We start from the raw sequence: 18,912 nt of genomic DNA, 5'->3' as shown, positions 1-18,912 counted from the left end.
TATTAAAGTTACCGTAAGTATAGACGGCCAATTTTTACTTCGTGAGACAGTTTATAGGAGTAGTCAAACTGGATCTTTCATAAGATCATTCTTGAATTGAACTCGATTTACTTCCTACGAATAGGGTCATATTTGTGGCTTTTTGTGCTCAGAACTATCAAAAAGAGAAGGAAAGCAGCGAGTCGAATACGTTCCCAAACCGCTAAAACGCAAAAAGCCGCATCGAGTGATGCGGCTTCTTTAAATTTGGCTCCCCTTGTCGAGACTTGAACGCGGGCGGCTAGGTTTGTGACATTAACTTGGAACAAGTTAGTCGCAGTTATATACGAAAAAAGCCCAATCTTTCGATTGAGCTTTTTTCTGAATTTGGCTCCCCTTGCAAGACTTGAACTTGCGACATACGGATTAACAGTCCGCCGTTCTACCAACTGAACTAAAGGGGAATTGCTCGTTAGCGACGCGAATTCTAATAATAGTCCGAATTTCTGTCAATAAAAAATAGCAGAAAAAAATAATATAAAAAACTTTACTTTCTTGGACGCCTTACCGGATTTAGCCTTTCTTTAGTTATCCACCAAAATTGTGGATAAGTGTGTGCGTGAAACTTTAACAACAATAATTAGGATAAATCTGAGAATATAAAAATCTGAGGTAAGGTAATGTATTTAAAAGATTTGTATCAAAATATCACGATTGTATAACTTTTGACGATTATAAAACATACAGTAAAACAAGTGCTATTTTTAGATTTTTTGGGGAAAAGTAGTGGATGAAAAATTAAGTGATTTAGCTGAAGAGATCTTGCAAGGGCACGGATAATACCAATTTCTAAAAGTAAAAGCTATCACTGATATCTAATCTTAAGAAGCATTTCTCTAGATAATAGTTGCAACGACATAGCTCCTAGAGTGACAATGACCTGATTAAATACACAGTATGGAAATGGCGACCTATGAGTAAACTCTTTGACTTGGTATCGGACTATAGCCCGTCCGGTGACCAGCCGACAGCGATAACCAGATTACTAGATGGATTAGATTCTGGTTTGGCACATCAAACTCTATTAGGGGTAACGGGCTCTGGTAAAACCTTTACTCTTGCCAACGTCATTTCTCAATCTCAAAGACCAGCAATCTTGTTAGCGCCTAACAAAACGTTGGCAGCTCAACTTTATGGCGAGATGAAATCTTTCTTTCCGAATAACTCCGTTGAGTACTTTGTTTCTTACTACGATTATTACCAACCGGAAGCCTACGTTCCAACCACGGATACCTTTATCGAGAAAGATGCGTCGATAAATGCTCATATTGAGCAAATGAGACTTTCAGCTACCAAAGCTTTGTTAGAAAGAAAAGATGCCATTATTGTTGCGTCTGTATCGGCTATCTACGGTCTTGGTGATCCTAAGTCTTATTTGAAGATGATGCTTCATTTGAGTCGTGGTGAGGTGATGGATCAGCGAGACATCCTACGCCGCTTGGCTGAGCTGCAATATTCAAGAAACGATGTCGCATTTGAACGTGGGCAGTTCCGTGTTCGTGGTGAGGTGATTGATATCTTCCCAGCAGAATCTGACCAAGATGCGGTTCGAATTGAAATGTTCGATGACGAAGTGGACTGCATTAGTATTTTTGATCCTCTGACTGGTGCGGTGAAACAAAGAGACTTACCGCGTTTTACCGTTTATCCAAAAACTCACTATGTAACCCCAAGAGAGAAGATCCTTGAGGCGATTGAGAAGATTAAGGATGAGTTGCGCGATAGGGCTCAATATTTAAAAGACAACAACAAGCTTCTCGAAGAACAGCGTATTTCTCAAAGAACTCAGTTTGATATCGAGATGATGACGGAGTTGGGTTTCTGTTCCGGTATCGAAAACTATTCACGATACTTGAGCGGCCGTGCGGAAGGGGAAGCGCCTCCAACGTTATTTGATTACCTGCCTGATGATGGTTTGCTGATCATCGATGAGTCACATGTAACTGTGCCGCAAATTGGTGCCATGTATAAAGGTGACCGCTCTCGTAAAGAAACTTTGGTTGAGTTTGGCTTTAGGTTGCCTTCTGCGTTGGATAACCGTCCGATGAAATTTGAAGAGTTCGAATCGATCGCGCCACAAACCATTTTTGTGTCGGCCACGCCGGGTAATTATGAGATTGATAAATCAGATGGTGAAATTGCTGATCAAGTGGTGCGTCCTACTGGTCTGTTAGACCCAATCATCGAAGTAAGACCTGTCGCGACTCAGGTGGATGACTTGTTATCTGAAATCAGAATCCGTTCAGTTAAAGAAGAGCGCGTATTGGTCACTACGTTGACTAAACGAATGGCAGAAGACTTAACCGAATACCTTAGTGAGCATGGTGTTAAGGTTCGTTATTTGCACTCGGATATCGATACCGTTGAGCGTGTAGAGATCATTCGAGACCTACGTTTGGGCGAGTTCGACGTGTTAGTGGGTATTAACTTACTTCGTGAAGGTTTGGATATGCCAGAAGTGTCGCTGGTGGCGATTCTTGATGCAGATAAAGAGGGCTTCTTGCGTTCTGAGCGTTCTCTGATCCAAACCATTGGTCGCGCAGCTCGTAACTTGGAAGGTCGAGCGATCCTTTATGGTGATTCAATTACTAAGTCGATGAGAAAAGCGATTGATGAAACCGATCGTCGTCGTGAGAAGCAGCAAGCCTACAATGAAGAGCAAGGCATCACGCCGCAAGCGTTGAAACGTAATATCAAAGACATTATGGAGCTAGGTGATCTAACCAAGTCGAAGCAGCAGCGCCAATCGAAGCAAGTTCCTCTATCTAAGGTTGCAGAGCCTTCTGAAAGTTATGCTGTACTTACACCGCAACAGCTTGATAAAGAGATCAGCAAGCTTGAAGCTGCGATGTATCAGCATGCTCAGAACCTAGAATTTGAATTGGCAGCACAGAAGCGTGATGAAATTGAGCAGCTAAGAAAGCAGTTTATTACCAACAGCTAATCTCGCTTTTCACTCGAGAAGTTGATCCCCTCAAGACAAAAATTGAGAGTGCTTCAGGCAAAAAAACAGCCAGTAGTAAATATTCTACTGGCTTACGTTTGTGAACACTCGGTCCACTAACAACGTCAGTTGGCTAGGTGACCCGGAGGTCATTTACACTGTTGCATCGTTCGTGCCAGGTAGATAAAACATTGATTATTTGAAGTAAGTAAAAAAACACACTACAAATATTGTGGCTAATTTGCATAATGCAAAGCGGAATGCGACTATAATAAGAAATGCAAATTATAAATGGCTAGGATATGCAATCAAAAACGCTAGATAACAAATCGAAGTATTTGTTGATGGTTGAGGATACCGCTTCGGTAGCAGCTTTATATCGCTCGTATCTTACACCGCTCGAAATTGATATCAACATTGTCGGCACTGGCCGCGATGCAATCGAGAGTTTGAATCATCGAATCCCAGACCTTATTTTATTAGATCTACGTCTGCCTGACATGACCGGTATGGACGTGCTATTTGCTGTAAAACAAAAGTACCCTGAAGTTCCGGTTATCTTCATGACGGCTCACGGCTCTATCGATACCGCCGTAGAAGCGATGCGTCATGGTTCTCAAGATTTCCTTATCAAACCGTGTGAAGCCGACCGACTCCGTATTACGGTGAACAACGCGATCCGCAAAGCCACCAAGCTTAAAAACAGCTCGGAACACCCGGGAAACCAAAATTACCAAGGCTTTATCGGCAGCAGCCAAACCATGCAGCAGGTTTACCGAACGATTGATTCTGCTGCATCGAGTAAGGCGAGCATTTTCATTACTGGTGAAAGTGGTACCGGTAAAGAGGTATGTGCAGAAGCCATTCATGCAGCGAGCAAGCGTGGCGATAAGCCTTTTATCGCAATCAACTGTGCGGCAATTCCTAAAGATCTGATTGAAAGTGAGCTGTTTGGTCACGTTAAAGGTGCCTTTACCGGTGCTGCGACCGATCGCCAAGGTGCTGCTGAGCTTGCTGATGGTGGAACACTGTTCCTTGATGAGCTGTGCGAAATGGACTTAGAGCTGCAAACTAAGCTGCTGCGCTTTATCCAAACCGGTACTTTTCAAAAAGTCGGCTCTTCGAAGATGAAGAGTGTGGATGTTCGTTTTGTGTGTGCGACCAACCGTGACCCTTGGAAAGAAGTACAAGAAGGTCGCTTTAGAGAAGATTTATACTATCGTTTATACGTGATTCCACTGCACTTGCCGCCATTACGCGAGCGTGGTGAAGATGTCATCGAGATTGCGTACTCGTTACTAGGCTACATGTCGGTTGAGGAAGGTAAGGCCTTTGTGCGTTTTGCTCAGGAAGTGTTGGATCGCTTTAACCAATACGAGTGGCCGGGTAACGTTCGTCAATTACAAAACGTATTACGAAATGTGGTGGTATTGAATAATGGTAAAGAGATTACTCTCAACATGCTTCCACCACCATTGAACCAACCGATTGAAAACAGCCTGCGCTTGAAAGAGAAGCAGAACGAAGACATCACGGTAAAAGATATTTTCCCATTGTGGATCACTGAGAAGACGGCTATCGAACAGGCCATAAAAGCGTGTGACGGCAACATTCCCCGCGCGGCCGGTTTCTTAGATGTCAGTCCATCTACGATATACCGTAAGTTGCAAACGTGGAATGCGAAGCAGTAATCACCAAACAATAAGAAAATCATAATGACGAAAGTATTAAATCAGCAAAAAGTTGATGAACTTGCCGGCGAAATCGGGCAAGAGAATGTTCCAGTGCTACTGGAAATATTTTTAGGTGAATTGAAAGGATACTATGAGCACCTAGATCTCAATAAAGACACGGATACATCGAAGTATCTGGCCGACATTAGCCATGCCTTAAAGAGCAGTGCCGCGAGCTTTGGCGCAGATTCTTTGTGTAGTTTTGCGATTAGTGTGGATGCAAAAGTGAAACAAGCGTTACCCGTGACAGACGTTGATTTTCAAGATATGCAAGAACTTCTGTTATCAACGTACACGGAATATCAGCAGTTGATGACTGATCTCTAAAGCGGTTGATGGTGGCATAAGTAGATATTAAAAAAGGAGCATGATGCTCCTTTTTTGTTTTTACTGGTCTCTGTCGTCTAGCCTAAGCTACAAGCATTAAGCTAGTTGATCCCTAATCGCTTGTTGGAGTTTTAAACGGTCGTGTCGCCAATCTCGGTTAGGAGAGGCAAGATCAGTGGTCACACAATTCCATTGCCCTTCTAATTCAGGGTGTGGTTCATTGCCTAGTACAATGTCTATCTTTCTTGCCTTACAGGTACGTTCACACCACTCCAATTGTTCTTGAAGCGTCATTTTTCCTGCAGGGCCGTGTTCTGGCGAAAGGTTTTCAACAAAGATAACTTTTGCCTTGGTATTTTCCGCGATTGCTTTGCCAATTTCTGGCAGTAGCAGCGGGGGCATCACACTGGTTAAAAAGCTTCCTGGTCCAAGGACAATGCAGTCTGCTTGCTCAACGGCAGCTACAGCTTCTTTGGTTGCCGGTACTTCTGGAGATAAGTCCATCATGCGCAGCTTTTCTGTCATGTCGTCAACGTTAGTTTCGCCAGTTACCCAACGACCGTCCATTGATAGAGCCGTTAGATCAGAAGGGTGCTCGGTCATTGGGACGATATTGACATCGACCTTGAGCATATTTCGAATTAGGTTAATTGCTTCCAATGGGCGAACGGAAAGGTTGTCTAACGCCGTTAGCATTAGGTTACCTAAGTTGTGACCATCGAGTTCACCTTGACCGCGAAAGCGATATTCAAACATCATCGAACTGATCGAAGGTTCTGTGATTAATTGGTTGATACAGTTACGAGTATCTCCCCAAGCAATACCACCTTGGCAGTCTCGAATTCTTCCGGTGGAACCACCATTATCTGTCGTTGCAACAATGCCAGTTGCGTTGTTACCAAAGTCTTTTAATGCAGCTAGCATGCGACCTAAGCCATGGCCCCCACCGATTGCTACGACTTTCTTCGAAGAGTAAATATTCATTTTTTGTTCTTGTTAGATTATTACCAACTATAATTTAGGTTAAATGCTTCTCGTCAGATACTCAACAAGAGTTATTTTGAGGGTTTGATACGTTTTTTTTGCCGATGTGACCCGTTTTTTGTCATCAGAGCTAGATTCACGTACAAATATTAAGTATTTTATTACTCAGCTACTGCGCGTGTGAATATAACGTGCAGTTGCCATAACTCCGAGCTCTCGCATGCTAAGTCGCACAGTGGTATTTGCTGTACCGATACGCATCAAGAGCCAGTGACATGTTGTCACAAGGGCTTAATTGGAAATGATTATGCCTCCCGTGTTTGGAAAGGTGTTCCGTGGCGCAACAATTCGAAGATAGATTCCATCGCAAGTTTTATTACTTGCGCTTGTCGGTTACAGACGTCTGTAACTTTAAATGTACTTACTGCTTGCCAGATGGTTATAAACCGTCAGGGCAAAAAAACTCGTCTTTTTTAAGTGTTCCCGAGATCAAACGTATTGTTAAAGCGTTTGCAGATTGTGGTACCTCTAAGATCCGCATTACTGGCGGAGAGCCGAGCCTGCGTAAAGACTTTCCTGAAATCATACATACTGTTGCTTCTACTCCAGGCATCGAAAAAGTAGCCACGACAACGAATGGCTACCGCATGGAGAAACAAGTAGGGCAATGGCGTGATGCTGGTTTAACCCATATAAACGTGAGCGTGGATAGCTTAGATTCGCGCATGTTCCATCAGATCACTGGTGAGAATAAGTTTACAGAGGTTATGCGAGGCATTGATAAAGCGTTTGAGGTTGGCTTTGAACAAGTCAAAGTCAACGTCGTATTGATGAAAGACCTCAATAGTCAGGAATTACCAGCCTTCCTTAATTGGATCAAAGACAAACCTATTCAATTACGTTTTATCGAGCTGATGAAAACCGGCGAGATGGACGAGTTGTTCGATAAACACCATGTGTCTGGCGTAGCGATCCGCAACCAGCTTATTGCTAATGGTTGGCTGTTAAAAGTCAAAGCTGTTAACGATGGCCCAGCACAAGTGTTTGTCCACCCAGACTACAAGGGTGAAATTGGTTTGATCATGCCTTACGAGAAAGACTTTTGTGAGAGTTGTAACCGACTGCGTGTTTCTGCGACCGGTAAACTTCACCTATGTCTGTTTGGCGACCACGGTGTTGAACTGAGAGATCTGATTCAAGAAGATCAGCAAGAGCAAGAGCTCATTGATCGAATTCAGGCTCAGCTTCAAACCAAGTCCGTTAGCCACTTCTTGCATGATGGCAACAGCGGCATGACTCCAAACTTGGCGTCAATCGGCGGTTAACCCGCTATATACTCTAAAGCATTTTATCGCTCAGCTTCTTTAAGCTGGGCGAATAAGTCTAATCATTGAAAAATTTATATAGGTGAACAAATGGGTCACGCAGAAAGCAAATTTCAAGCAGCAAACATCGCAGTACTAACCGTTTCAGATACTCGTACAGAAGAAAATGACACGTCAGGTGGTTACCTAGCTGAGCATGCTAAAGAAGCAGGCCACAACGTGGTTGATAAGCAAATCGTTATCGATGACATGTACAAGATCCGTGCGATCGTATCTAAGTGGATTGCTGACGAAAGCGTTCAAGCGATTATGATCACTGGCGGTACGGGTTTTACATCTCGTGACAGCACGCCTGAAGCACTTAAACCACTATTCGATAAAGAAGTAGAAGGCTTTGGTGAGCTTTTCCGCCAAGTGTCTTACGAAGAGATTGGTACATCGACGATTCAATCTCGTGCGATTGCGGGTTTTGCTAACCACACGGTTATCTTTGCGATGCCTGGCTCTACAGGCGCATGCCGCACCGGTTGGACTAAGATCATCAAGCAACAGATGGATGCTAGCCACCGTCCTTGTAACTTCATGCCACATCTTTCTGTATAAGGTGGTTTGAGTATGAGCCAATTTACACACATTAACGCGTCTGGCGAAGCAAACATGGTCGATGTATCGGCTAAAGCAGAGACAGTACGTGAAGCGAGAGCAGAAGCTTTTGTTCAAATGTCAGCCGAGACGCTAGAACTGATTGTTTCTGGCAGCCACCATAAAGGTGATGTTTTCGCAACGGCACGTATTGCTGGTATCCAAGCAGCGAAGAAGACGTGGGACCTGATTCCACTGTGTCACCCTTTGCTACTGACTAAGGTTGAAGTTCAGCTTGAGGCTATCGAGTCTGAAAGTAAGGTTCGAATCGAATCGGTATGTAAGCTTGCAGGTAAGACAGGCGTAGAAATGGAAGCGCTAACGGCCGCTTCTGTTGCCGCGCTAACAATTTACGATATGTGTAAAGCTGTTCAGAAAGACATTGTTATCGAGAACGTACGCCTGTTAGAGAAGACGGGTGGTAAATCAGGTCACTTTAAGGTGGAATCATGATTACGGTACTTTTCTTTGCACAAACTCGTGAACTTGTTGGTGTTGATAGCCTAGAGATCGATGCGCAATACAATACTATTGAAGCGATTCGCAGCCACCTAGTAACAAATGAAGGCAAATGGGATATCGCATTGGAAGAGGGCAAGCTGCTGGCAGCACTCAACCAATCAATTGTACCTTTGACGACTGAAGTGAAAGACGGCGACGAAGTGGCTTTCTTCCCACCAGTTACTGGAGGTTAACCATGAATGACTCTCGAGTTATTGATCCAAGAGTATTGGTTACTGCTGAAGACTTTTCTGTGGGTGGCGAATACGATTATCTAGCTCAAGGTACGGCTGCGGGAGCGGTTGTGACGTTTGTTGGTAAAGTTCGCGACATGAACCTTGGCGACAACGTTATTGGTTTGTCTCTGGAGCATTATCCGGGTATGACAGAGAAGTCGTTGAGCGAGATCTGTGATCAAGCTGAAGCGCGCTGGCCTATTCAGAAGATGCGAGTGATTCACCGCGTTGGTGATCTAGATATCGGTGACCAGATTGTTTACGTTGGTGTATCCAGTGCACATCGTGGCGCTGCCTTCGAAGCGTGTGAGTTTGTTATGGACTTTCTGAAAACCAAAGCGCCGTTTTGGAAAAAAGAACGTACTACTGAGGCGACTCGTTGGGTTGACTCTCGAGACTCCGACGCGAAAGCAGCGGAGCGTTGGAAGAAGTAATCCACTCCATAGCGTGTTTCGATCTTAACATGAAAGCGTATTTCAGGTTGGGACGTAGATAGTAAGAAAGCCGACATTTGACGTCGGTTTTTTTGTGCGTGCTACAAAGTAATTTATAAATAAAAGGGTCTTTAATAAATGACTAAGCAGTCAAGTTGCATATGAATTCAACGCGTGATTTAGTCTGTCTTGGTGCATTTCCAAATCCGTTTTGGTGCAGTGCTTTATGCTGTTTTGTATAAAGTGATAATCCTCACAAATAGTGCAGTCTATTTAGGGGATATGTGATGTGCAATTAGATTTCATGTGGCATTAATGTTAATTTGCCGACAGTGTTCTAGCATAAGATGCTAAATAAAAGTATCAATTCAGATACATCAACACTAAAGGCTGTTTTTTAATTAATTCCTATGTGTAATTAACTATTCATTAGGTTTTTATTAGAGATTTACACTGTGACCTTGAGTAATTCGGAGAATTATCCGATTTTTTGCGACTTGTTTATGGCAAATTACTTCAATGGTTGATAGTGTGTGCCTCAATCTTTGTAAGGTTTTAGATTTTTATGCTTAAATTTTGAGCTAAATAAATCTAAATCACTGCCGTTCAGTGAACTTAGCAAAGAAGTCATGGATGCAATACGTAAAACTTGGAGTTTATTAAATGTACAAGAATAAAATCACTCAGGCCCTTCTTCTAGGTGCTGGTTTGGCAGTGGCTGCCACTTCTACTCTTTCTATCGCTGCTGAAGTTCCAGCAGGCACAGAACTAGCAAAAGTTCAGGAACTTGTTCGCGGTAACGGTACTGAAGTTGCGACTATCGACCCACACAAATCTCAAGGTGTACCAGAATCTCACGTAATTCGTGATCTTCTAGAAGGTCTAGTGAACCAAGATGGCGAAGGTAATACAATCCCAGGTGTAGCCGAAAGCTGGGAAACGACGGACAACAAAACATTCACTTTCCACCTACGTAAAGATGCAAAATGGTCTAACGGCGATCCTGTAACAGCTGAAGATTTCGTTTACAGCTGGCAACGTGCAGTCGATCCTGCCACTGCTTCTCCATATGCTTGGTACATGGAATATACCAAGATGGTGAATGCGAAAGACATCGTAGCGGGTAAGAAAGACAAGAGTGAGCTAGGTGTTAAAGCTGTAGATGCAAACACGCTTGTTGTTGAACTAGATACAGCGGTACCATATTTCGTAATGATGATGGGCCACACAACAATGAAGCCAGTACATCAGGCGACTGTTGAAAAATTCGGTGACCAATGGACTAAACCGGGTAACTTTGTAGGTAACGGCGCGTTTTCTGTCGATAAATGGGTTGTGAACGAGCGTTTAGTTCTAAAGCGTAACGACCAATACTGGAATAACGATAAGACGGTTCTTAATAAAGTAACGTTCCTACCAATCGAAAACCAAGTTGCGGAAATGAACCGTTTCCTATCTGGTGAAATCGACTTTACAAATGAACTTCCAACTGAGCACTTCAAGCGCCTTAAGAAAGAGTATGCGGAAGATGTATCTGTAGCGGGTAACCTATGTACTTACTACTACATCTTTAACACTAAGAAAGCACCATTTGATGATGTTCGTGTACGTAAGGCTATCTCTTACGCAATCGACCGTAATATCGTAAGTGACGCAATCCTAGCACAAGGTCAAAAACCAGCTTACTTCCTAACGCCTGAAATCACAGCTGGCTTTAACCCTGAACTTCCTGCTTACGGCAAGATGTCTCAAAAAGAACGTAATGAAGAAGCTGCTCGTCTTCTTGAAGAAGCGGGTTACGGTAAAGACAATCCACTTAACTTCAACCTACTTTACAACACTTCTGAAAACCATAAGAAGATTGCTGTAGCGCTGGGTTCTATGTGGAAGAAAACTCTAGGTCTTAAAGTAACGCTTGAAAACCAAGAGTGGAAAACTTACCTATCTTCTAAAGATTCTGGTGACTTCGAAGTAGCACGTGCTGGTTGGTGTGGTGACTACAACGAAGCGTCGTCATTCCTAACGCTAATGAAGAGTAACAACACTACCGGTGGTGTTCACTACGATAGTGCTGAGTACGACCAAATCATTGATAAAGCACTTAACTCTACATCAGCAGAAGAGCGTGAAGCACTTTACCTAGAAGCTGAGGCGTTAATGGCTAAAGACATGCCTATCGCACCTATCTACCAATACGTGAAATCACGTCTACTAAATCCGCACGTTGGTGGCTTCCCTACTAACAACGCAGAAGATAAGATCTTCTCGAAAGACTTATACATCAAAGCTCAATAATAAGAGCTTAGATTCTAAAAAGTTAATATAACTATAACTATACAGACACTACATGCGCAGGGCGCGCATGTAGCGTCTTTCTAATTTTAATTGTCACAGACTGAAAAGAGTGAGTTTATGCTTAAATTCATTATGAAAAGGATATTCGAAGCGATTCCAACCATGTTGGTGTTGATCACTATATCTTTCTTTCTCATGCGTTTCGCTCCGGGTAACCCGTTTTCAAGCGAGCGTCCATTACCGCCAGAAGTTATGGCTAACATCGAAGCTAAATACGGCTTAGATAAACCTGTATTTGAACAGTACACCACGTACTTGACCAACATCCTTCAGGGTGATTTTGGTCCATCTTTTAAATACCAAGATTACACCGTAAATGAGCTGATCGCCGTTGCACTTCCAGTATCTGCGAAGGTAGGTTTTGTTGCCTTTATCTTCACATTGTTGATGGGGGTAACGGTCGGAACCATTGCCGCCTTGAAGCACAACACCTGGATCGACTACACCATAATGTCGACCGCCATGCTCGGGGTGGTGATGCCATCCTTCGTGTTGGCACCAGCGCTTATTTACCTATTCTCTCTACACTGGCATATATTTCCAGCAGGTGGTTGGCACGGTGGTACGTACATGTACATCGTCCTACCCGTTATCGCGATGTCTCTTTTATACGTAGCAACCTTTGCTCGTATCACTCGCGGTAGCATGATTGAAACCCTAAACAGTAACTTTATCCGTACCGCTCGTGCTAAAGGTCTAAGTTACCGTTATATCGTTCTTAAACATGCGCTTAAGCCAGCAATGCTACCTGTTGTTTCATATATGGGGCCTGCGTTCGTAGGTATCATCACAGGTTCAGTTGTTGTTGAAACCATCTTCGGCCTACCGGGTATCGGTAAGCTGTTTGTTAACGCTGCGTTTAACCGTGATTATTCGTTAGTAATGGGTGTAACCATTTTGATTGGTTTCCTATTCATCTTGTTCAACGCAATCGTTGATATTTTACTAGCGCTTATTGACCCGAAAATTCGCTACTAGCAGGGACGCATGGTTATGTTGAAGAAAAAAGAAAACTTAGAAGCGATCGAAAAATTCTCTGAGAGTTTGGAAATTGAAGGTCGTAGTTTGTGGCAGGATGCGCGTATTCGTTTTATGCGTAACAAAGCGGCAATGATTAGTCTGTTCATTCTAATTATCATGGTGCTATCGGTAATCTTCTTACCTATGTTGGCGCAGCATGCTTACGATGATACTGACTGGTACGCAATGCACGTTGGCCCAAATGCTGACCACTGGTTTGGTACTGACAGTTTAGGCCGTGACCTATATGTTCGTACGATGATCGGTGGCCGTATCTCTCTTATGGTTGGTGTGATGGGTGCATTCGTAGCGGTACTGATAGGTACGCTTTACGGTGCGGCTTCAGGTTTCATTGGCGGTCGTACTGACCGAGTGATGATGCGTATCCTGGAGATTCTATACGCCGTGCCATTCATGTTCCTAGTTATCGTACTGGTGACGTTCTTTGGTCGTAATATCGTACTTATTTTTGTTGCTATCGGCGCGATTGCTTGGCTCGATATGGCGCGAATCGTACGTGGCCAAACGTTGAGTTTACGTAGTAAAGAATTCATTGAGGCTGCGCACGTATGTGGTGTTAGCAAATGGAAAATCATTACACGTCACATCGTACCGAACGTATTGGGTATTGTTGCGGTTTACTCAACGCTGCTTATCCCGAGCATGATCCTTACAGAATCATTCTTATCTTTCCTTGGTCTTGGTGTTCAAGAGCCTATGACAAGTTGGGGCGCGCTGTTACAAGAAGGCTCGCAAACAATGGAAGTTGCTATTTGGCAACTGGCATTCCCAGCGGCATTCATGGTAGTTACGCTGTTCTGCTTTAACTACGTAGGTGATGGTCTGCGCGACGCGCTTGATCCAAAAGACAGATAAAGAAATAGCAATTAAAAGCTATAAAAGATTAAGGAAGCAATAATGAGCTTATTAGATGTCAAAGATCTGCGCGTCGAATTTACCACGCAAGATGGTATCGTAACCGCAGTAAACGACCTGAACTTCTCACTCAATCAAGGCGAAACGCTGGGTATTGTTGGTGAGTCGGGTTCGGGTAAATCTCAAACGGTATTTGCACTGATGGGACTGCTGGCTAAGAACGGCATCATCTCAGGCAGTGCAAAGTTTGAAGGTAATGAGATTCTCAATCTACCTGAGAAAGCACTGAACAAAGTTCGCGCTGAACAGATCGCGATGATCTTCCAAGATCCAATGACGTCACTGAATCCTTACATGAAAGTATGTGATCAGCTGATGGAAGTGCTTATGCTGCATAAAGGCATGGGAAAATCGGAAGCGTTCGAAGAATCAGTACGCATGCTGGAAGCGGTTAAAATCCCTGAGGCACGTAAACGTATTACCATGTATCCACACGAATTTTCTGGCGGTATGCGTCAACGTGTGATGATCGCAATGGCTCTGTTATGTCGTCCAAAGCTACTGATTGCTGATGAACCAACAACGGCGTTGGATGTAACCATTCAAGCGCAAATCATGGAATTGCTGAACGAGCTTAAAGATGAGTTCAATACAGCAATCATCATGATCACCCATGATTTGGGTGTAGTTGCCGGTTCTTGTGACAAAGTTCTAGTGATGTACGCTGGCCGTACCATGGAATACGGCACAGTAGACGAAATCTTCTATGAGCCTAGCCACCCTTATGCGGAAGGCCTGCTTAAAGCAATTCCTCGTTTGGATACCGAAGGTGAAATTCTACCGACGATTCCAGGTAACCCACCTAACTTACTTCGCCTACCAACCGGTTGTCCTTATCAAGACCGTTGTCACCGTGTAATGGACCGTTGTAAGCAAGAAGCACCGATTTTGCAGCCATTTGCAAAAGATCGTCAGCGTGCTTGTTTTTCTGATTGGGAGACTTGGACAAAATGAGTAAAGAATTACTATTAGATATTAAAAACCTTAAGGTTCACTTTAGCATTGCAGCTAAGTCTGCTTGGCCTTGGGCGAAACCATCAAATCTTAAAGCGGTTGATGGTGTGGATGTTCACCTTTATGAAGGTGAGACTCTGGGTGTAGTAGGTGAGTCTGGCTGTGGTAAATCAACATTTGCGCGCGCAATTATTGGTTTAGTTGAGGCAACTGAAGGCGAGGTTATGTGGTTAGGTCAAGACCTGACTAAGATGCAGGAAGTGAAGCGTCGTGAGACTCGTAAAGAGATTCAGATGATCTTCCAAGACCCGCTAGCATCGCTTAACCCGCGTATGTCAGTTGGAGACATCATTGCTGAGCCTCTACAAACTTTCTATCCAGAGCTTTCTAAACAGGAAGTGAAGGACAGAGTTAAAGAGATGATGGCAAAGGTTGGTCTACTACCCAACGTAATCAACCGTTACCCACATGAATTTTCTGGTGGTCAGTGTCAACGTATCGGTATCGCACGTGCACTTATCTTGAAACCTAAGATGATCATCTGTGATGAGCCGGTTTCTGCTCTGGATGTCTCTATCCAAGCTCAAGTAGTAAACCTTCTTATGGAACTACAGAAAGAGTTAGGTTTGTCTTTGGTATTCATCGCGCACGATTTGTCGGTTGTGAAACACATTTCTGACCGTGTATTGGTGATGTACTTAGGTAATGCTGTTGAGCTAGGTGAATCAGATGCCTTGTTCTCAGATCCTAAACACCCATACACCAAAGCATTGATGTCTGCAGTTCCGATTCCTGACCCACGCTTAGAGCGCAGCAAAACGATTCAGATGCTGGAGGGTGATCTCCCATCACCAATTAATCCACCATCGGGTTGTGTGTTCCGAACTCGTTGCCCTGAAGCAACTGAGGCCTGTGCGCAAACCAAGCCAACCATTCAAGGCGATGACGTACACGCAGTATCTTGCTTGCACGTACAAGTCTAGAACCCGTTTGATACGGTTCAGCCTGTGACAGGCTTAAGCGCAACTTTTTATAGGTTGCGCTTTTTTTATGCTTACGTATTCGAGGATCTTCACTTCATCAAATTATTTGAACAACTAAGCCAACTTCTTCTAGTTTTGAAAAAGTTGGCTTTTTTTATACTAGAGAAAAGTTTGGATGACAGAGGTTTGGATATGGGTAAGTTAGTTGAAGGTGTTTGGCACGATGTGTGGTACGACACCAAAGAAAGCGGTGGTAAGTTCGTTCGTGAAGATGCGGGCTTTCGTAGTTGGATCGAAAACAAAGCCGGCGCGCAGTTTGAACCAGAAAGTGGTCGTTATCACTTATACGTATCATTGGCTTGCCCCTGGGCGCACCGAACTTTAATCTTCCGTGAACTTAAAGATCTAACCGATCATATTGACGTGACAGTGGTTTGCCCCGATATGATGAGCGAAGGTTGGCAAATGGGTTTACCTGAACCTCTGTTTGGTCATACTCGTATGCACCAAATCTATACTCAAGCCAAACCTGACTACTCAGGCCGAGTAACAGTTCCAGTGCTTTGGGATAAGAAAACCAACACCATCGTGAGTAACGAGTCCTCTGAAATTATCCGCATGTTCAACTCAGAATTTAATGAGTTAACAGGCAACACGGATGATTACTATCCGTGGGAATTGGCTAAGAAGGTTGATGAGTGGAACGATTATATCTATCCAAGCATCAATAACGGTGTTTATCGTACTGGCTTTGCAACCACTCAAGAAGCTTATGAAGAAGCGTATGACGCGTTATTTGAGGCGTTAGACAAAGTAGATGCACATCTTAGTGAACATCGTTATCTAGCGGGTAATGACATCACAGAAGCAGATTGGAGGTTGTTTACCACTCTGGTTCGATTCGATGCAGTGTATGTGGGTCACTTTAAGTGTAACAAGCAGCGAATTTCAGACTACGTCCACATTCAGGGCTACTTAAAAGAGCTCTACCAGATCGAAGGCATCAAAGAGACGACCGACTTTTATCACATCAAGCGTCACTACTATTACAGCCACACAAGTATCAACCCAACTCAAGTTGTGCCAAAAGGACCAATGCTAGATTTAGAATCAGCCCACGGGCGAGGTTAGATTAATCTTAAGATCATCAAATAACCTTAAGCACTAGACATAAAAAAACCCTAGATAAGAATCTAGGGTTTTTGCTTTCTACAAAAGAAAAATTAGTTAATTACTTTTTCTTCAGCTTGAGCTGCTTGGTCTGCTTGGATAGCCGTTAGAGCTACTGTGTAAACGATATCGTCTACTAGAGCGCCACGAGACAAGTCATTTACTGGCTTGCGCATACCTTGAAGCATTGGACCGATAGACACTAGGTCTGCTGAACGCTGTACAGCTTTGTAAGTCGTGTTACCCGTGTTTAGGTCTGGGAATACGAATACTGTCGCTTTACCTGCAACTGGAGAGTTAGGCGCTTTAGAAGCGGCTACGTTTTCCATGATTGCTGCGTCGTACTGAAGAGGACCGTCGATCACTAGATCAGGACGTTTCGCTTGAGCAAGTTTGGTTGCTTCACGTACTTTATCTACGTCTGCACCTTTACCAGATTCACCAGTAGAGTAAGAGATCATAGCAACGCGTGGGTCGATACCGAATGCCGCAGCAGAATCTGCAGATTGGATAGCGATTTCAGCAAGCTGTTCAGCTGTTGGATCTGGGTTGATCGCACAGTCACCGTATACAAGCACTTGATCAGGCAGAAGCATGAAGAAGATTGAAGATACGATAGAAGCATCAGGAGCCGTCTTGATGATCTGGAACGGAGGAACGATTGTGTTCGCCGTTGTGTGAACAGCACCAGAAACTAGGCCGTCAACTTCACCCGCTTCAAGCATCATAGTACCTAGGAATACTGAATCGTCTAGCTTCTCACGAGCGACAACTTCAGTCATACCTTTAGCGCCACGAAGTTCTACTAGACGAGCTACGTAGTTTTCGCGAACTGATGCAGAATCGATGATCTCAACGCCAGCGCCTAGCTCAACACCTTGTTGTGCAGCAACGCGACGAATTTCGTCTGGGTTACCAAGAAGCACACACGTTGCGATACCGCGTTCCGCACAGATAGAAGCTGCTTTAACAGTACGTGGCTCATCACCTTCAGGAAGAACGATACGCTTAGCCGCTTTACGAGCAAATTCAGTTAACTGGTAACGGAATGCTGGTGGGCTTAGACGACGAATACCTTGAGTACCTTCAGATAGAGAATCAATCCAAGGGCCATCGATGTGGCTAGCAACGTGATCGTTAACGAACTCGATACGCTCTTTATCATCTGCAGGTACTTCTAGGTTGAAGCTCTGTAGGTTAAGAGACGTCTGCCAAGTGTTACCTTGAGCCTTGAAGATCGGTAGACCTGAAGCGAATGCTGGAGCACAAAGGTTAGCAATGCTTTCTGGAATGTCGTAACCGCCAGTCAGTAGGATTGCACCAATCTCAACACCATTTTTCGCAGCAAGAGCTGCAGCAACGATAACGTCAGGACGGTCTGCTGAAGTAACCAGTAGTGAACCAGGTTTGAAGTGCTCAATCATGTGAGGTAGAGAGCGTGCACAGAAAGTGATGCTCTTAATACGACGAGTTGAGATTTCACCTTCATTAACGATTTCAGCGTTAAGGTGTTTAGCCATATCAACCGCACGAGTTGCGATTAAGTCGATGCTCCATGGCACACAGCCAAGAACACGGATAGGGCTAGAGTTGAAGATCTGCATTACTTCAACGTTCGCTTGCTGAGCGCTATCTGCATCGTCAAAGATTTCAGATAGATCAGGACGAGTACGGCCAGCTTCATCAACAGGAGCATTAAGCTTGTTAATGATCACGCCTTTGATGTTCTTGTTCTTAGTGCCGCCGAAGTTAGAACATGCTACTTCGATGTGCTCTTTAAGCTGAATAGGGTTGTATGTACCAGGGGTCGCAACGAATACGATCTCCGCACCAAGTGTTTTCGCGATTTCCGCGTTTACTTGGTTTGCAAATGGGTGCTTACGAGTAGGAACTAAGCCTTCGATAAGCGTTACTTCTGCGTCTTTATTGATTTTGTTGTATTGCTCAACAACTGACTCAAGAAGTTCGTCCATTTTTTCGCTACCGATCAAAGCTTCAGCTTTAGTCATTGCGATTGGCTCACCAATCTTAATGTCGCTGTTTGTGCTAATGATAGTAGACGTTAAATCTGGTTGGTTACCACCGCTACGAGGTTGAGCGATTGGCTTGTAGAAAGAAACACTTACGCCCTTACGCTCCATAGCGCGAAGAACACCCATGCTAACACTAGTAAGACCAACACCAGCGCTTGTAGGGATAAGCATAATAGTACGGGACATTGACGGACACCTTTAACTATTGGAAATAAAAAAAGCTCAACTGCTATTCCCACCGATATTTAAATTGGGGTAGGAATAGAAGTTGAGCCCCATTTTCTTGATATGAAAAA

Annotated in this window: 16 protein-coding genes, 1 tRNA gene and 1 riboswitch; of the genes, 14 read left to right on the top strand and 3 right to left on the bottom strand. The window is 43.9% G+C overall.

The features are described 5' to 3' along the window. Window positions 1–367 precede the first annotated feature (367 nt). Window positions 368–443, bottom strand: a tRNA-Asn gene (locus tag L3V33_RS09220). A 509-nt stretch (window positions 444–952) separates the two neighbouring features. Between L3V33_RS09220 and uvrB the strand changes: the two genes are divergently transcribed. From uvrB to luxU, 3 genes are all read left to right on the top strand, one after another. After that, complete coding sequence (gene uvrB, locus L3V33_RS09215; RefSeq protein ID WP_065204945.1) at window positions 953–2,983, top strand: excinuclease ABC subunit UvrB; 2,031 nt, start codon at window positions 953–955, stop codon at window positions 2,981–2,983. Between the two features lie 302 nt (window positions 2,984–3,285). Further along, a complete protein-coding gene (luxO, locus tag L3V33_RS09210; RefSeq protein WP_004734031.1) occupies window positions 3,286–4,674 on the top strand; it encodes a quorum-sensing sigma-54 dependent transcriptional regulator LuxO in 1,389 nt (462 codons plus the stop codon). A 24-nt stretch (window positions 4,675–4,698) separates the two neighbouring features. Next, window positions 4,699–5,043 carry a quorum-sensing phosphorelay protein LuxU gene (gene luxU / locus L3V33_RS09205; protein ID WP_171310763.1) on the top strand — a complete coding sequence of 115 codons (345 nt, stop codon included), beginning with the start codon at window positions 4,699–4,701 and terminating at the stop codon, window positions 5,041–5,043. 96 nt (window positions 5,044–5,139) lie between these two features. Here the strand turns inward: luxU and L3V33_RS09200 are convergent, their stop codons facing one another. After that, window positions 5,140–6,027: a YvcK family protein gene (locus L3V33_RS09200; protein ID WP_017063463.1), complete on the bottom strand. Its 888-nt coding sequence runs from the start codon at window positions 6,025–6,027 to the stop codon at window positions 5,140–5,142. A 194-nt stretch (window positions 6,028–6,221) separates the two neighbouring features. Further along, a riboswitch (molybdenum cofactor riboswitch) is annotated at window positions 6,222–6,374 on the top strand. On the opposite strand from L3V33_RS09200, the gene moaA reads away from it, so the two are divergent. From moaA to L3V33_RS09145, 11 genes are all read left to right on the top strand, one after another. Continuing rightward, window positions 6,363–7,352, top strand: a complete 990-nt coding sequence (moaA, locus tag L3V33_RS09195; protein ID WP_026012219.1) for a GTP 3',8-cyclase MoaA — start codon at window positions 6,363–6,365, stop codon at window positions 7,350–7,352. It overlaps the preceding riboswitch by 12 nt. A 90-nt stretch (window positions 7,353–7,442) precedes the next feature. Beyond that, complete coding sequence (gene moaB / locus L3V33_RS09190) at window positions 7,443–7,955, top strand: molybdenum cofactor biosynthesis protein B (protein ID WP_004734027.1); 513 nt, start codon at window positions 7,443–7,445, stop codon at window positions 7,953–7,955. 12 nt (window positions 7,956–7,967) lie between these two features. Continuing rightward, a complete protein-coding gene (gene moaC, locus L3V33_RS09185) occupies window positions 7,968–8,447 on the top strand; it encodes a cyclic pyranopterin monophosphate synthase MoaC (RefSeq protein ID WP_017076655.1) in 480 nt (159 codons plus the stop codon). Continuing rightward, window positions 8,444–8,689 carry a molybdopterin synthase sulfur carrier subunit gene (gene moaD / locus L3V33_RS09180; protein WP_061021879.1) on the top strand — a complete coding sequence of 82 codons (246 nt, stop codon included), beginning with the start codon at window positions 8,444–8,446 and terminating at the stop codon, window positions 8,687–8,689. Before moaC ends, moaD begins: the two co-directional genes overlap by 4 nt. A 2-nt stretch (window positions 8,690–8,691) precedes the next feature. Beyond that, on the top strand, window positions 8,692–9,165 hold the full coding sequence (gene moaE, locus L3V33_RS09175; RefSeq protein WP_004734024.1) for a molybdopterin synthase catalytic subunit MoaE: 474 nt from the start codon (window positions 8,692–8,694) through the stop codon (window positions 9,163–9,165). Window positions 9,166–9,828: 663 nt separating this feature from the next. Further along, window positions 9,829–11,460, top strand: coding sequence for an ABC transporter substrate-binding protein (locus L3V33_RS09170; protein WP_017093479.1), 1,632 nt, complete (start codon window positions 9,829–9,831; stop codon window positions 11,458–11,460). Window positions 11,461–11,577: 117 nt separating this feature from the next. Then, window positions 11,578–12,498 (top strand): oligopeptide ABC transporter permease OppB, encoded by a 921-nt coding sequence (gene oppB, locus L3V33_RS09165; protein WP_004734022.1) that lies wholly within the window; start codon window positions 11,578–11,580, stop codon window positions 12,496–12,498. 15 nt (window positions 12,499–12,513) lie between these two features. Further along, window positions 12,514–13,416: an oligopeptide ABC transporter permease OppC gene (oppC, locus tag L3V33_RS09160; protein WP_065111287.1), complete on the top strand. Its 903-nt coding sequence runs from the start codon at window positions 12,514–12,516 to the stop codon at window positions 13,414–13,416. Window positions 13,417–13,458: 42 nt separating this feature from the next. Then, complete coding sequence (locus tag L3V33_RS09155) at window positions 13,459–14,430, top strand: ABC transporter ATP-binding protein (protein WP_065681297.1); 972 nt, start codon at window positions 13,459–13,461, stop codon at window positions 14,428–14,430. Next, on the top strand, window positions 14,427–15,413 hold the full coding sequence (gene oppF / locus L3V33_RS09150) for a murein tripeptide/oligopeptide ABC transporter ATP binding protein OppF (RefSeq protein WP_004734019.1): 987 nt from the start codon (window positions 14,427–14,429) through the stop codon (window positions 15,411–15,413). Before L3V33_RS09155 ends, oppF begins: the two co-directional genes overlap by 4 nt. 192 nt (window positions 15,414–15,605) lie before the next feature. Next, entirely contained in the window at window positions 15,606–16,544 is a 939-nt protein-coding gene (locus L3V33_RS09145) for a glutathione S-transferase family protein (protein WP_171310764.1), read from the top strand. Between the two features lie 92 nt (window positions 16,545–16,636). Here L3V33_RS09145 and pta read toward each other — a convergent pair whose 3' ends face one another. Further along, a complete protein-coding gene (pta, locus tag L3V33_RS09140; RefSeq protein ID WP_065204941.1) occupies window positions 16,637–18,802 on the bottom strand; it encodes a phosphate acetyltransferase in 2,166 nt (721 codons plus the stop codon). Window positions 18,803–18,912 lie beyond the last annotated feature (110 nt).

This window comes from Vibrio sp. A2-1, from assembly GCF_021728355.1.
Classification (GTDB): domain Bacteria; phylum Pseudomonadota; class Gammaproteobacteria; order Enterobacterales; family Vibrionaceae; genus Vibrio; species Vibrio splendidus_K.
This window is presented reverse-complemented; position numbering and strand designations above follow the sequence as displayed.

What these genes read in the sequence shown, in the direction of transcription:
- moaB (WP_004734027.1), top strand. Translation starts at nt 7,443, where the DNA reads ATGGGTCACGCAGAAAGCAAATTTCAAGCAGCAAACATCGCAGTACTA.
- pta (WP_065204941.1), bottom strand. Translation starts at nt 18,802, where the DNA reads ATGTCCCGTACTATTATGCTTATCCCTACAAGCGCTGGTGTTGGTCTT.
- L3V33_RS09145 (WP_171310764.1), top strand. Translation starts at nt 15,606, where the DNA reads ATGGGTAAGTTAGTTGAAGGTGTTTGGCACGATGTGTGGTACGACACC.
- luxO (WP_004734031.1), top strand. Translation starts at nt 3,286, where the DNA reads ATGCAATCAAAAACGCTAGATAACAAATCGAAGTATTTGTTGATGGTT.
- L3V33_RS09200 (WP_017063463.1), bottom strand. Translation starts at nt 6,027, where the DNA reads ATGAATATTTACTCTTCGAAGAAAGTCGTAGCAATCGGTGGGGGCCAT.
- luxU (WP_171310763.1), top strand. Translation starts at nt 4,699, where the DNA reads ATGACGAAAGTATTAAATCAGCAAAAAGTTGATGAACTTGCCGGCGAA.
- moaD (WP_061021879.1), top strand. Translation starts at nt 8,444, where the DNA reads ATGATTACGGTACTTTTCTTTGCACAAACTCGTGAACTTGTTGGTGTT.
- oppC (WP_065111287.1), top strand. Translation starts at nt 12,514, where the DNA reads ATGTTGAAGAAAAAAGAAAACTTAGAAGCGATCGAAAAATTCTCTGAG.
- moaC (WP_017076655.1), top strand. Translation starts at nt 7,968, where the DNA reads ATGAGCCAATTTACACACATTAACGCGTCTGGCGAAGCAAACATGGTC.
- moaE (WP_004734024.1), top strand. Translation starts at nt 8,692, where the DNA reads ATGAATGACTCTCGAGTTATTGATCCAAGAGTATTGGTTACTGCTGAA.
- oppF (WP_004734019.1), top strand. Translation starts at nt 14,427, where the DNA reads ATGAGTAAAGAATTACTATTAGATATTAAAAACCTTAAGGTTCACTTT.
- oppB (WP_004734022.1), top strand. Translation starts at nt 11,578, where the DNA reads ATGCTTAAATTCATTATGAAAAGGATATTCGAAGCGATTCCAACCATG.
- L3V33_RS09170 (WP_017093479.1), top strand. Translation starts at nt 9,829, where the DNA reads ATGTACAAGAATAAAATCACTCAGGCCCTTCTTCTAGGTGCTGGTTTG.
- L3V33_RS09155 (WP_065681297.1), top strand. Translation starts at nt 13,459, where the DNA reads ATGAGCTTATTAGATGTCAAAGATCTGCGCGTCGAATTTACCACGCAA.
- uvrB (WP_065204945.1), top strand. Translation starts at nt 953, where the DNA reads ATGAGTAAACTCTTTGACTTGGTATCGGACTATAGCCCGTCCGGTGAC.